The 16,155-nt window shown below is 41.6% G+C and carries 6 protein-coding genes; all 6 read right to left on the bottom strand.

All coding sequences use genetic code 11. The features are described from left to right. Window positions 1-423: 423 nt before the first annotated feature. The 6 genes from FNH22_RS23160 to FNH22_RS23185 all read right to left on the bottom strand — a co-directional run bounded on the left by FNH22_RS23160 (window position 424) and on the right by FNH22_RS23185 (window position 15,747). A complete protein-coding gene (locus FNH22_RS23160) occupies window positions 424-5,016 on the bottom strand; it encodes an RHS repeat-associated core domain-containing protein (RefSeq protein ID WP_143400839.1) in 4,593 nt (1,530 codons plus the stop codon). 47 nt (window positions 5,017-5,063) lie between these two features. Then, complete coding sequence (locus FNH22_RS23165) at window positions 5,064-8,213, bottom strand: hypothetical protein (RefSeq protein ID WP_143400840.1); 3,150 nt, start codon at window positions 8,211-8,213, stop codon at window positions 5,064-5,066. Continuing rightward, window positions 8,213-13,645, bottom strand: coding sequence for a hypothetical protein (locus FNH22_RS23170; protein WP_143400841.1), 5,433 nt, complete (start codon window positions 13,643-13,645; stop codon window positions 8,213-8,215). Before FNH22_RS23170 ends, FNH22_RS23165 begins: the two co-directional genes overlap by 1 nt. Before the next feature lie 29 nt (window positions 13,646-13,674). Further along, a complete protein-coding gene (locus FNH22_RS23175; RefSeq protein ID WP_143400842.1) occupies window positions 13,675-14,307 on the bottom strand; it encodes a hypothetical protein in 633 nt (210 codons plus the stop codon). Further along, a complete protein-coding gene (locus FNH22_RS23180; protein WP_143400843.1) occupies window positions 14,294-14,797 on the bottom strand; it encodes an OmpH family outer membrane protein in 504 nt (167 codons plus the stop codon). Before FNH22_RS23180 ends, FNH22_RS23175 begins: the two co-directional genes overlap by 14 nt. Before the next feature lie 176 nt (window positions 14,798-14,973). Beyond that, window positions 14,974-15,747 (bottom strand): LytTR family DNA-binding domain-containing protein, encoded by a 774-nt coding sequence (locus FNH22_RS23185; protein ID WP_143400844.1) that lies wholly within the window; start codon window positions 15,745-15,747, stop codon window positions 14,974-14,976. Window positions 15,748-16,155 lie beyond the last annotated feature (408 nt).

The following is a 16,155-nucleotide window of genomic DNA, read 5'->3' on the forward strand; positions in this document are numbered from 1 at the left end:
GACCAGGGTGCAGTCCCACAAACGCAAGGACCTCTATCAACTTTTACCCAACAACTGGAAAAATACCCGCTAAGTTAAGATGCCATCACCAAAATCAACAGATGGGTTCTTCGGATGGATACGATTAAAGTGAAACAAATACTTATTAAGAAGGAGCACTAAATGATTATGTTGACCTTTCATTTGGCTTTAATGCTTTGTTAGTTTATTGTTGAATATAGGATTGACAAGCCTCATGACATGGTTAGCCCTTACTTTATGTTTATCAGGGTTTTAAAAAAGCTTGAGGGCAGTAGCCGAAATCAAAGACTTCTTTGCTCTCAAATCGCATTTATTTGCAAGCTTCAGTTTGAAACTGAAGCCATATTAGGTTAACTCTATTCAATTTGCTCATTTGATTATAAGAAATGGCTGGAATACATTTTAGTCTAATTTGTAAAATAATTCGACTGCCTTATCCAATTGAGCATTGTACAGATCCAGTTCTTGGTGATATTCCTGCAATCTTTCAGGGCTTAATTTCCTATTCGTGTCTCGGAGAAATTTAAGCCTGTTAAGAATACCGTTACGCTTTACGGTCAAATAATGCATTTGTTCCAACAGATATCTTTCATTGGAAGTAAGTTTAGGTTCCAGGGGAACCTGTTTGATCTTATCGACCACTATTTCAGGGGTTTTGTTTGGCTTCGAAGCGAGTCCCCTGGCACCTTTGACGATCCACCGGCCTAATCCTGCGGTGGCTCCACCCAGCGTCGCTCCCTTTACAATCTTCATGGGATTAAAACCATTATTGTTTAGAAGGTCATCCGTCGCCGTTGCCATAGCTCCGGCCGCCGCCCCTGCCAATACTACCGTCTGAGCTGCTACCGGAACGACAAATGGGGTAGCGGTTCCCGCACTCAATATGATTGCTGTAAAGGTTGCATCCGCCACAGCCCCCACCAAGGCTCCTTTAAGCGCATTATTCCAGTTCCATTCACCATCAGAAAACCCTCCTACAACTCCTCCAATGATAGTGCCTACGAATCTTCCATCAGGGTCTACAAATATGATAGGATTATTGGCATAGGCTAAGTACGGTGAATCAAACTGACCATCGGGATCAATAGTAGTCCACCTGCCAATAACCGGGTCATACTGTCTGGCCTCAAAATTATTCCAACCTGTTTCGTGATCTTTCTCTGAAAATAACCCTTGGTAGCCAAAACGATAATTATCTTCCTGATCCATTACGGCGCTGGACATCACCGAGCCATAGGGGTAGTAGTCTGTGGAGCGCACTAGTCGATCACCCGTCATAATTACATTCATGTCATCAAAAATGGCGTCTATTCCTACAGATTCATTATTAATAAATATGTAGACATATCCGGGCTCGGTCACATGTAACGAGGTCTCTAGCCTGGTCCATTGATCGTCATCAAGCGTAAGAGGATCCACTATAGCTTCTTCACTCATGTATTCATAGCCTGAATTGATCAGATTAAAATCATTGTCCAGTATTATATAATTTAATGAAGCCAGCGCCATGATTTCTTTACCTGCAAAAAATCCTGTAAGAGAAGCAAGCGGTATCGTGCCATGTGATATTACCTGTTCTCCTACTGCATTGATCGTAGTACTATGTAGCATTGAAGCCAATTCGCTAACGGCTAATTTACCTGAGCTACCACCTTCGGGGCCCAATAATTTTCCATAAACAGATAAGCTTATATTATCTCCGGGTTGCACTTTCAACGCAATGGCAGGACCCATCGATTCCTCTACAATGCCATCGCCAGGTAAAAACGCTGACTTGTTTGGCATAGGCACAGCATTACTGGCCGGCGTGCGATTCCATCCGGTCCTGTTGTCTCCAAGCGCTGTTTCCGCTATGTTATCAAAAAAGGCCACCTCTCCTACACGCGGATTAGAATAAACCGCTTGTCCATTGTCTTCCATAGTGGCCGTAAAACTGTTCACAATGCGTTTCATAACTCCTCTTACATTACCCAGATGATCAGTAAGCTCATATGCTACGGAACCATCTTGCTGTGGATAGTATACTCCTAACTTTTTTGCTCCATAAACGGGTATTTCAGTCTGCGTAACAATGCCATCAGGATCCGGCTTTTCATAAATACTGACCAGCTTACCCGAAGCATCACGGACATACCACGTCTCCCATTCCGTTTCGTGGTTTTTCTTTAATATTCTAAACCCACGGTCATCATATTCAAAACTTACTTTAAGGTCAGCTTCGTTATATATCCAACTGCCATCTGAGGTTTGTACAGCCTTTGAATAGATACCTGTTACTTTACCTTCCATGTTATACTTTACATATTTATCTAATGAATCGAGTTCACTGTCCTCATAGATCATCTCACCTATTTCATTGTAGTGATAATGAGAGTGCCCTGCTATATACTGAAGTTGATTATTTTGTTGAATATCAATAGCAGTATTATATTCGTAGCTAAACTTATCCCGGATCACTCCATTGCTATCAGACCTCCACAAATTAGTGATATTACCATTTTTGTCATAGGTTAAGTTATTCACTCTGAACTCATTGCTATTGACTGAGTACTCTTGAAAAACAGGATCAGGTTGCGCCCACTGAGCTCCTTCCAACTGATATTGCTGATCGTAATCAAAGAGGTATACACCTGAAGATGCTGAATTAGGCACTCCCTCCACTTCACGCGTATGCCAGGCAAGAGCTGTGATATTACCGTCATACATCTGTTTTGGCACATAACCAGGGTCAGGAGCGGATTGACTCATCTTTACGCTCACCGGCGCACTGATAATTTCCAGGCCGCTTATCCATGGGTTTACAGCACGATACCTGTAAAGGCCAGTGGCTTCTTCCCCCGCGTCCGATAAGGTATAAACATGATTTTCCGAAGCTTCGTCCGTGTGGGATATGTCTACCCAATCGCTACCGCTTTTTTTCTCCCAGAATACTTCTGTCAGCTGTCCGATATCCTGCGAAGTGATGATAAGCGTGCCACCTTCGTTGAATATCACTTCTCCTTCGGAGTTGATAGGTACGTTCATTTGGCCGTAAAGTGCTAAGAAACCATAAGGATGGGTATCTACATCGGTAAAATTTGGTTCGATAGTACCAAAGCCGATCTGGTTTTGCTGCAGGCCAAGTTGCAGGTTACGTACATTGGAGTGTGTCCGCAGGTTTGGCATTGAAGTTAACTTATTGTCGGCCACATTAAAAAATACTAAGCGACGGATCCGGAGAATTTCATCTGGGATCGGACCACTTAACTGGTTATTAAAGGCACGAAATGACTCCATTGAAGTGAGGTTACCTAAACTGACAGGCAAATTGCCCGTGAGCCTATTTTCTTGCAGGAATATGCTTTTTAGTTGTGAAGCATTGCCTATGTTTTCAGGTATTTCCCCAGTCAATGAGCAACGGCCAAAATAGATAGACCGAAGGTTGGTGAGGTTGGCAAAAAGACATTCAGAAATGGCACCATTAAAGGCTACGTTGTAAAAAGCAATGCTTTCCAGCGCTGTCAAGTTACATAACCATAAAGGAAATCCTTCAGGAAAGCTTAGCCTTGTATTGCCTCCAAAATCAATGGTTCTCAGCTCTTGCAAGTTGCCCAGGGAGGGTGGTAACGTTCCGGTAAGGTTACGACCATACAGGGATATTGAAACAATATCTCCATATTCAACCGTTACTCCTTCCAGGTCTGTCCAAACTCCTTCTTCCAGACTTTCCGGCCACGTTTCCGGCGAAGGCCACGGGGTAGTCCAACCCGCCCCATTAGTGCTGTTATACAGATCTCTTAAAGCAGTCAATTCTACTTCGTCGGAAACAGTGACTGCATCGGACATTATGGCGTGAGCTTCCCGGCTGGTAATGGTAAGGCCTGGAAGCCATGGGTGTGTAGTATGATAGCGGTACATGCCGGCATGAGCCTCATCCGCCCTTTGAATGGTAAAAGTATTCCGGGCGTTATCAGTGTCCAGGCCAGTCACATCTTGCCACGAACCGTCTCCCAAACGCCGCTCCCATTGTATCACTGTCTGAGGGTCCATTTCATGAGCCACAAGCGTAAGATCCTGTCCCTCTAAAAAGGTGAACTCATTTGATGTACCAAACGGAACTTCCTTTTGAGGAGTAAAACCAAAAACTCCGAATGGATGTGTGTCAACACCTGTTGCATTCTTAACCAAACTGTTAAGGTCCAACCGGTTGTTTATAACACTTAACGCTAATATATTAGGACGGTTGTGCGTTGTAAAATCAGGTAATGCGGTTAAGTCATTATTTGCAACATTGAAGGTCACCAGCCTGGGAGCTTGAACAATTTCATCGGGTATGGGTCCGCTCAGTTGATTGGAAAAGGCCCGGAACGATTCGAGCCCGTTTAAGTTTCCTAAACTGGATGGCAAATTTCCTGTTAGCGCGTTTTCCTGTAAAAAGACTGATTTGAGTTCCGTAGCATCTCCTATGTTTTCCGGAATCTCTCCATTTAATGCACATCTGCCAAAATATATCGACCTCAAGCCAGTTAAATTGGTAAAAAAGCAATCCGGAATAACATCTCTGAGTGGAACATTGTAAAAATCAACGACCTCTAAGGAGGCTAAATTGCAAAGCCATGAAGGAAAACCATTCGGAAACCTTAAACCGACATTACCGCCTAAATTAAGTGATGAAAGTGCTGTTAACTCACCTAATACGTCAGGTAGCTCACCACGGAGACCTTTCCCCTGCAAATTAAGCTGCACTATATCACCGTTCAATACGGTTACACCATCTAACTCTTGCCATACCCCATCTTCGAGACTGCCGGCCCAGGTATCAGGTGAAGGCCAGGGGTTTAACCACTGTGTGCCGTCAGCGCTTTGGTACAAATCTCTCAAGGCTGCTATCTCCCTGTCATCAGGCACAATGTTAATCATCACTCTTTCATCCGCGATTGGCACCGGAGTGCTGAACGTGTAAGATACTAATAATGTTAATGTAATGATAGTTAGTATTTTATGCACAAAGCTCATAGTAGCATTAGGTTAAATCAAGCATATATATTGGGCAGGTCATGGAGTCAGTCCTGAAACTTTACAGTGACATCTGAGGCTTTACCGCTTCCGGCATTTCCAGGGAGTCCATGGAAGCGTCCTGTATCCAGCATCTTCGCCGTTGGAGCTTGTGTATTCCGGATCTGGCGCTCATAATAATCTAACAACAGACCAAAAGCGTCTTCCTGGAAAGAGCCATTTTCACCAGTAGGATCACCATCCTGACCAGGGTCTTTCGCAACATTCGGATGATTTATACCTGTAATCCAGCCGTGGATATTGTAAACGAAATCTATTCCCTGTAAATTCTGTGCTAATTCAATACGCTTCAACGGGCCGTGAAGATAGTACTTGTAGGTAGCTTGTAAGTTAAGAACTTCCGAATTGACTATCTCACCATTTTGACCGTACTCCGGAGCCACTTGGCTTGTATAGGCTTTATACAACCGGCCGGTTTTGTCATAGTCAAAATAGTGATAAAACTGATCAAACTTGCCACGTTGGTACGCTACCTCTCTCACGGAACCAAATATGCTGTAACGATATTCCAAGAGTTTATCTCCCAACCCATCAATCTCTTGGAGCATCCAGACTATACGCCCCAGCTCATCATAACTATAAAAAGTAGTTACGTTCTTATTCTTAGTCCAGGAAATTGCGCCATGGGTGAAACGCTGTTCCATAGTGTCTGGCAAACTTTGCACCTGCATGGGTATATCGAAGTGTGTCATGGTTCTATCATTCTTGTTAGGCTTTCCGTTGATCATTTTATCGGGTAAACCTCCATTCTCCGTAGTGATCTCAAGAATGTTTTTCATTGACTGGCTGCCAAAAGTAATGTCTTGTGTATTTAACGGCAGGTATTCTCCCGACTCTATGACACGCCCTATTTCGTCATAATTCGTATAAGAATAACGCCCCCCATTGGCCAGTTGCTTGGTGTTTTGAGAAAACCTGATGCTACCATCATTCCTGTAAATGAATCGGGTTTCACCGGCATCGGGTTCGGCAGACCGTATAAGCCGGCCATGAAAATCATAGTAGTAAGTGGTTTTATCGATATGGTCATATCCCACTTTTTTTTCCGGTTCCTCATTTTCGAATTGCACAACTCCGTTAGGAGAGACTAACACTTTCAACCGACCTACCAGGTCGTAAAATTGGTAGCTTTTAGTAACTACCTTATCCAGGTCATCGAACAGAACTTCTATCAAAGGGTTTTCTGCCTGGTCATAGATCACTTTTGATCGACGCTTGGTAGTTTCACCAGGGGCAGGAATGCTGCCGTTTATATCGGTATTTTCTACGTAGTAAAAATTTCCCTCCAAACTTGCGGGGGTAGGCAACCCTGCCTCTTCCCTCATTTCAAAATACTTTATTAGCAAAGGATCTTCAGCTTCTACCTCACCACGATCCGTGAAGCTTATGTGTCCACTACCCGCACGGTGCTCATCCCCCGGTTTAGTGACACCTTTTACTTCTTCGGTGCCATCATCATGAAACAATGTTCTGAAATAAGGAAATTGTGTTTGCGGCACGTTCGTTTCATTTAGCTCAGCCACACTTGAAGTGCCATTTTTATCACTATAGTACCAGCCGAGGGTATATTCTTGCTTACCAACAGCATCAGGGTTTTCCATTTTATCTAATGAAAAATTGGTGTAGTCATAGGTTTGACCATTTTGATCTTTCACAAAGCCTTCTTCATAGCTAAAATCCACATATTTTACCACGCCGTTCTCGCCATTATCATCTTTGCACTCATCCGTAATCACTTCGATCTCGCTTAGAACCTTTACAGGCGCTTCCAGGGTTTCTATTACAGGCCTGCCATATTCATCGTAAAGCACTTCTTCGGCAAAAATCACTTCGTTGTTAATGTCAACAGTCTGAGTTTGTGTGGGCCTCCCCATATCATCAAAATATTGGCGTTCATGGGCCATTTTTTGATTGAATTCATCAAATGACAGTGTTTCTATAAAGTTCCTGTCTCTACCTGGGCCAAGGTTTTGAGGAGGAGCTACTTCTAAAAATAATTCAGCACCCTGGCTCAACTTTAAGCCTGGTTTTACAACAATCTGCGTTTGACTTTGAATGGTTGCTGCAAAATGTTTAAAGCCATCATTAGTTGGATCATAATCTGGCAGCCCCTCGGGTAGAATAAAATCACACTGCTTGGCATAGGTCTTATCTGATCCTCCTAAAAACAGTTTGGCACTTATGGTTGGACAGTAGCCGGAAGCGCTAAGCAAATAACTGCCAATACTTTTATTGATCCGGATCGTCTGACGGGTATCATCATATGTCACTTCCGGCCCTCCCGGTGGATTAATGGTATAATCTGTAAAATCGGTAATATCACCATCATTATTTAAGTTTATAGGAACAATGGTGTAGAAGACACCACTATCAAGTAAAAAACCACCTTCTTCCTCTATCAGTTGAGTGCCATCGATTTCAGCTAATGTCAATCTAAAATCATCATCTTCACATGCCGGCTTTACTTCCAGAGATAATGTAGGCCTGTTGTTACTCAACCCACATTTCAAACCATCCCCCCAATCCTGGATAAAATCCAGAGCAATCGTATGCCGACCAGGACCAAGTTTTACAGGCACCGTGCTCCCAGGGTTTGTTACTTGCGATTTATACAAGCCGTTTACATATATTTTTATAAGGTTTACGCGATCGCTATTACTGAACCTGGACGCATTCCAATCCACATTTACGGTAATGTCCTGTTGTCCGCTGTTCAGCACTATGGGCGAGGTGTTTTCCACAGATAGCCCACCGGGATGATCCGCTTTGGGAGGGCTACGAAAAAAAAGAAATGTTCTTGACAGATCAGGAATCATATCGTACGGCGGTCTTACATACACTCTTGCGAATGTTTCATCACTATTACGATTCCATGTAAGGGTAAAACTTTGTACGTAGCCATTGTAACCATTGGTAGTTAATGTTGCCCCGGTTCTACTACCTCCTTCTATCCAAACTCTGAGGTTTTTAGTTGTATCTAAAGGATAACCTACCATAATAGGGCCTACGGATCGGTTGTTCTCATCAAAACAGTCTGCAAAATCAACTGCATAGTCATAGTCCTGAGCGCTTAAATTGAACATTACCACAAATAATGCTAAAGCACTCCCTATTATCTTTTTATTGGCGATATTCATCAGTTCCCAATTTGGCTTGTTTTAAAATTGTATATAATAGCTTCGAGCACCTGGTCATCTTTGAATCCTTCTTTTCCTTTGCCAAAGTCGAAGTTAAAGGCTTCCTGACTGGTCCTGATCAGTCTGCCCATCCCATCGTATTCATAATGTGTGTAAAAGTTTTTTTCATCCAGGATATCAGTCACCCGATCTGTTTTTTCATCATAGTTGAAGCAAGCCATAGAAGCATTCATTGGATGCAGCCTGAAATCATCCAGGAAAACACTCCGTACATTAGCGTTATTTTCAACACCAACATAAAGTTCATTAGCACCATCAGGGTAAATGTTTAGATTAAGCTGGTACCAACTTCCAGATTTATTTTTTTGGGGTGTGGCATGCACGCTGTGACCCGTCTCATCTGAATTGGTCTTGTAATAAAGTTTGACCTTTTTCATATTATCGGCCAGCTCCGCATCTCCAGGGTAGTATATCCATACACTCGCTCGATAGGGCTTATTGAGATCTACTGTTGGTCCAACTCTTAACGTATCAAGAAATGCTGTACCATTAGTTAGTTTCAGACATCTTTTCCCCGAATGTGCCCTATTGCTGATAGCCAGTTTTTCAGTAACTTGTTCATCGCCTTTCATGTAAGTATCAAAAACTTCTTTTTCCACTACCACAGGGATACCCTGACCCCAATGTACTCCTCCCTCCCTGAGGTTCAATTCACTTTTCAAACTTTCTACGCCGCTGTAGGCCATCTCCTCATAACTGGCGTTATGGGCATATGCTAGTATCATTTCCTGATCATTCTTGCGAAGAGAATTGTAGTTGCCGTTAATGTCTTTAGTTTCAAGAGCGGTTGAATATACATCGGTGAGGGTGATCTCAACGTTTTTTTGCCATTGGGGATTATCAACTGGTATAGGTGAGTTCCAGTTAAACATGTTTCCCCTGAAATGTGTCATGGGATATAAGCCCGTAACGCTATTAATTAGCTCGTCTCCATTCCAGTAATATGATGTATGCTTTCTCCATATACCTCTATGGTAGTTATCTTCACTTATACCCTCAAATGGAATGTGATCACTCCATGTCTGTATGCTAGATGAAACTAACCCATCATGAGATTCGGAACCAGTCATCACACTTTTGTAAGTGACATTTTGTGCTGATTGTACAAGCATATTTTTCCCTCCGTTTACAGAGAGTCCCATTCCCGGATAAAAATGATAGGCAGGTGTTGACTCGGAAGTGATTTTATTACCATAGCCATCTGAAGTAATTATTTTTGTAGGCTTACCGGAATAAAAATCAAAAGCTATGTTAGTTTCATCGGTAACAATACCTGATTTATAGTTTCTTACAGTACTGCCGGTTTTTACGACAGGAAAAACTTCATGATTGAACATCAAGGCATTTATCTGATCATTTTTTCTTTCGGCATAGCTGAAGGTCTCTTCAAAAAAACCCTGATGACCAAATTTGCTTTCCAAGGTATCACGATAGGTATCGTATTGGAAGAAATATTTACCTGCCAATATCTCATATTTATAATAAGAACCTGATTCAAAATAATGATGGGTGGTTTCGGTAAGCTTATTGTTACCCTGCTCATCGGTAAATCTTACTACGCTCAGAAGGCGCCCCATCTCTGAGGTAAAATCAGTCAAACGTGTGTGAGTCTTTAACGTACCGGGCCCATTATGAATTCTTCCGCTATCTTCTATGGAAATACTTACCATATCTTCTCTTGGTAAGCTGTATTGGTACCTCGTAAACCCTGGTACTGTCCTTACTTGACCTCTGGTGTCTGTTCTGCTCTCCCTCACTTCCACCTGCGTGTACATTACACCAGGTCCCGGCACAAATTTGGCTAACCTGAACAACTCTACCTTTCCGTAGTTAAAACTGATCTTGTACTTATCTCTAAAATGTCGTGAGATAAGCGGCGCAGGCTCTCTTATGATAGGGTCTTCGGAAAAGTGTGTATCCTCTATCGATGCAAAATCGAACGTAAGTTTATTAAAGTCAGGCCTGTAAAAGGTATATCCTGATGATGATCTAATAGATTCGTTGTCTTTGCCTTTTTTCTTCCGGGCATATGAAAAATGTGTAGTACTCGTGAAACCGTTATCCAACTCAACAGATACATCCTTCACTCTAATACCCCCTCCCTGAGATAAGAATTCACGTATGGCTACATGCCCGGCAACAAAGGAATGATCCGTACTATTGCTTTCGACGAGAATGGTCTTTTGTTCAAGATCTACACCCCTGATCTTTAATTTATAGCCGGTAATTTTTGGTTTAACTTTAGGCCTTCTCCATGCCACATAAGGGCTTTTCATTATGGCCAGCAGTGAGATACTGTCATTACATGACTGCAGGTTTTCAAGGTCTATCCTGGGATGCTCTTTCAATTTAATCACCCCTTCTGCTGGTAGATACTTTTCTACAGGAAATTGATAGCTACCATCAAAAATGGTCTCACTGTAATCATCTGGTTCATAATTGATCTTTATGTTCCCTCCTAAAGGATTTTTAATGGTCTTTAATGACCATTGTGTCGGGTCTTCCTTATACAATCCCCATTCATCGGAAATATCTTTTTCATAGGGCAGGTTATCTTTCACAATGGTTAAGTCATAAAATTTCCCATTTTTAATCGGAAAGTAGCCTACTTTTTCCAACAGGTAATAATTGTCAAACTCTTTTGATATGCGCGCATACCTGGTGCTATTGTCTTCATACCGATATTTTATGATGACACCTTGCTCCAATTGCGCTCTTACATCTTGATTTAAATTGCTTTTATGGAGTAAAACTGTGATAGGTCCTCCTTCAGCTGTATTTACCTGTTCGAGTAAAACCGATTCAGGCGCTGAGTAGCTAAAATAAGTTGGAGGGATCAACTTCGATCCATTATACCCAATTTCCTGAATGGAATTTAACGTAAGCTTTCCCCTCGGTGTGTAATCTGATGGACGATAGGATGGGACCGGTCTGTTGACAGCTTTATAAGAAAAGCTATTGGGTGTACCTGGTACCAAAGAATAATCCGTATTGAAAACGAAAGCATTGATAGCGCTGTTTGTTATATCTTTCTGAATAGGTGGGGTGAGATCATGTACATCAAGTACATTGTCTTCCTTGTGCTGATCAAATACCAGATCGGAATAATCGCATGGCGAACAGTCAGGTTGGTTGCCAGTAGTACTGACCTGCCATTGATAAGTACTGTACTGCCTGAAAACATCTCCACGATCTTTATGTACAGCTATGTTGTTAAGATCCTGATTTTTAATCAGCACAATTTGTTTTAAACGCATCGTACTGGTCGGTTTAGCATAATATGATACCTCTCCTGAGTGTATTGTGAAGGGATTTTGTATGGATGCACATTGAGACCTGACCTTAAAAGGTCTGTACCTTCCCGACTTTTCAAGATTCGTCAGTTTATGTTTAGATATTTCACACTCCGTATAGACCCTGTTCCCAAGTATTGGAATACTACTTTTAGCATCGTCTCTTATATCTTTTATAAAAAGAGCGGTATGTGTGGCCGTTCGAATAGCGTCCAGATAATAGAGCTCTTTTGTTCCTGAAGAAAAATTCTCAAAGCTACTGTCATCATCTTTCATAAGCCCGGTTCCAGGATTACGCCAGTAGTATTGATCTGACCATAATCCATATTCAAACTCAACCCAATATCCCCAATCCCGATCGTCAAACCTTCCACTGGTGCCTCTGTCGACATAGTCCGGACCTGTTATTGCAGTTAGGTACCAGGTATAGGCATAAGCGCTCTTTGTTAACTCATTAAAAGTATCTCCCCTCTTATCGTCTCTATTCTCTGAAAAAAAGTATTCTTCTTTATTGTAAGCCGGAAGTGAAAAATGGTAAGTAACGCCAGACTCATTGGTAACCTGAAATGCTCCGATCTGTTCTCCATATTCAATTTTTCTCTCAAAACCTGTGGTGACAGTTTCTTTAAACCCATATTTCAACACCTTCGAACCAGTGTTAATTATGTCGTCGTTTGAAAACCAAACCACGGATTTTGATCCGGCCAAATTGTTTTCCACAAACCCTTCTATCAGACCATCACCTGTGTCCGTATCACCGTTAAAGCTGTATCTAATTGATTTTTTATCATCTTCATTTGTTTCCACGAACGTATCCTGGCTGTCATCATAAATAAGTTTATTGGAGAATTCATTTAAAAACCTGAATGCTACCGGGGCATTCTGAGGGTCTAAATGTATCTGCTCCCCGAATGTGCTTCGAGACACAAGGCTTTGTTTATAAATATGAGGCCGAATAGAGCCTCCGACACCCTGAGCGTTTACTTGATAGGCATCGTAATCAGGACTTATACCTCCAAGCGCAGAAATAGGCAAAAGCCATCGCAATGGTTCATCATAGGCTCTCATGCCAGGAATGCGGTTGGTGTCAAACTCCCTTTTTTCAAAATAGGCATCATCTTTTTTCACCCTAGGGTAATACAGTGAGCCGTTCACCGTAACGCTTTCCAATTCGTCAATCCAATACTTCTCGTACTTCCTACCGATGTTAAAAAAGAGAGGAGTTTTAGGTATCCATATAGGTATGGAAAAACCTCCTTTGGTTCTTGATACGTTCCCACTTTTACTATTCGTCACTTTAAAAGATGGTAAACTGTTAGCTATGCTTGAGAACTTAAGGCCTTGTGACGATGAAAGTGACGCACTGACCAGTGAGTTCTTTTCTTTGAATTTTAATGATGTTGAAAACTTTGAACCGTTAGAACTGCTCAGGTTCGCAGATAATTCGAACTGGTCCAGCGCTTTAACAGACAGCAAGTTAATACTTTGTTTTACACCTACAGAACTATTTCCATAGCCATCCGTCACCGATGAAACCGATACGGATGCTGGTTCCAGACCAAAGCCAAAACCTGTCGACCATCCAATTCCTACGCCTTGATATGTGTCATTAGAAATGGACAATCCATAGTTAACAGAGGCGATGCCTTTTATGCCTACAGAAACCCCGATAGAGGCAGTTGTTCTCTCACCACCTTCCCAAAAAAACCTGTTTGTCTCTTTTGAAATCGCATCATCTGGGAAGCCGCTTACACTTCTGGTTATTGCTCCCGGATTAAGTGTCCATCCTAAACCAACCCAAGAGGCTTCCTCTTCCGGCTGAATGCCGGCATGATAAGACAGCGAAAGTGGGTACCCCCCTCCTGGTCCCGGAACCGCCAGAAGTGGTATGTTATAAACAAGATCTCCGGTCATTAAATTGACCATATCCGTAGTATCCACCGGCTCAAAACTAGTAGCCTCAGGCGCTGTAGGCCCTGAGGTCAGCGCCCAGCTAACGGTAGGTAACACAATGTCCTGCACAAACGTCAGTAACAAAAAGAGGGCAACGCCTCGGGTTATTTTTCTATTTCTAAACATGTATCGAAACGCTTTCTATACTACCTGATTTAACTATTTTCTATTTTCAGTTCAGGTACTTTCTCCAGGTCTTTCACATTAAACCGAAATCGCTGATTTCCTAACCCAAACCCAAATTCATTAAGATTAACCTGGACCCATTTTTTCCCTTTTGCCTTATTTTTATCAAAAACTACCATTAACTGCGTAGATCCACCCATGCCGTAGGTTCTGGGAAAAGCGAAGTCAGCAACAGGTATTGTATCAGCAGTTGAGGTCGTCATAGTTAGATAATCCGGCATCCTGAAAGCCAGGGTTTGAAGTTGTTGGCTAAAAGCATCATAGCTTGCACCGGTATTGTAGAGCAGCTCTTTATTACCCCTGGAAAAACCAATCACAAAGTAGTAATGATGTCCATATTTCTCTTGAAGTTTTTGAAGGGACTCGTACGAAATTTCTTTACCAGCGTCAAGTTCCTGCGCCAGGAGAAGACCTGTAGGACGATTAATTACGCTTATTTTTACGTCATTCCATTCCTTGGTTATCGATACGCCATGATCAACATCCTGAACATAGTTTTGCAGGGCTTCTTTATCAAGGTAAGCAGGAGTGGTGCATGCCATTACCAGCCAAAAAAGAGCCAAAAAAGCTGGATGAGTACGGTAAGTTTTATAGGCCGGCATATATTTTATTCAATCCTTTCAACACTTCTTCCGTAATATCCAGCCCTTCTTCGGCATACGCCAGGTTTCCGAATTCAGTGGCTGCAATAATGATCCTGTATCCTTTCTTTTGACCATAGTCTTTCAAGTACGTATTCACTTGCTCAACCACTTGCGTAGTCATTTTGCTATCTTCCTGTTTCACCTTTTCCTGGATGGCTTTCAGGTAATCTGATAATTGTTGTCGTTTGGTAAGGAGAAGTTTTTGTGAAAGCTTGCGCTCTTTTACTGTCATTTGCTCTTCCTCCTGTTCAAACTTTTGTTGTTCTGACCACAATTCTGCTTCGAGTGTATCTACATTAGATTGCCACAAGGCAGACTTTTCCTGGAATGAATTCCTGGCATCAATCATGCCCTGGTACTTACTCAATAGCTGCGCAGAATCGACATACGCCAGTTTAGCGTCATTCCACTGGAGGTAAAGTAAGCCTGCCAGGGCTATTGTGACCATACTATTGAAAGAAATTTGAAATATATTTTGTCGAGATTTTAACATACGTGTACGGTGCTATTTAGCCCTTCTGATAAAGACGAAAACCTTTCTTGATGCAGTAAAACTATAAAAGGCTAAAAAAGATAAATGGCAGGTTTTTTACCTGGTCAGGCTAGTTTATCAATGAAAACTTTTTATTTATTATTTGTGCCGATAGCATCAAACAAACCAAGTGTATCAAGCAAAGTATCCTTGTATTTTTTTGAGACTGGAAGCTCTTTTTCTCCTTCCAATATCAATGTCCCCCCGTATCTTTTTTCATAGCGTAGCAAGTAGTCAATGTTAATAAGGTGAGATTGATGCACCCTCAGGAAAGGCAGGTCGTTCAATACATTTTCATATTGTTTTAAGGTACGCGCTGATGTAATTGGTTTGGCACTTTTCAGGTGTATCCTGGTGTAGTTGACGTCGGCTTCACAACGAATAATGTCCTTCTTTTTCACCATATGGCAAATACCGGACGTTTTTATGAGTAGTTTATCAACACTTACGGGACGCTTTTGCTCGCTGAAGTCAGGTCCGTGCAACTGAAGAGTATTTAGAATGAACCTTTCAGCTTGTAAAACATCCTCAACAAGCGTATCTTTTTTTATCTGCTTTATAAGACGCTCCCCGGGCGATGATGTTTTTACGGCTTCCAGTAATTGACCATAGTGATTTACAATAAAAACGATTTTACAATGCACATCTTTCATCCTTTTCAGGGCATTAAACACCGATCTTTTATCTGTTCCAGCACCTAAAGAGTCTCTGTCTATATCGGTACTTCTCAACAATGACACCACCTTATCAAATAAACCGGTTTCAGCCATTGTTTTTACATGTGTGCGGGGAACATTATTTTTTTTTAACAACGTTTTTCCAATATAAGCTTCATTTTCAAATACAGTAGTACGCGGTTTGGACATGGGGTAAATGGTTTTAATTCGGTAAAAACTAGTCTGTTTGAAAGTGCCAGGTAGAATAAGATCCTACGCCTACTGCGTGAAAAACAGCGTATTCGCTTTTCTGGATCACACTAACTTTATAGACACCTAACAACGCAAGATCAGGAAGAAACCGTTTTTATAAAATGACCAAGGTTGGTCATTTTTAATGATTTTATAATCTTATTTAATAAGATTATAAACAAATATATCAATGCATAATAATTAAATAATTATATTTTTTTCTTCAAAACTTAGAACAAAACACATAAGATAGCCTCAAAACAAAGGGAGAATTTCTGCTTAGCTTGCAAAAAAAAGTAAATCGGAATGTATAATAATTATTATTAATAAGCAGACTAATAAATAGTTTCATCTAGTAGCAGCATA

It is taken from the genome of Fulvivirga sp. M361 (assembly GCF_007097395.1).
In the GTDB taxonomy this organism is placed as follows: domain Bacteria; phylum Bacteroidota; class Bacteroidia; order Cytophagales; family Cyclobacteriaceae; genus Fulvivirga.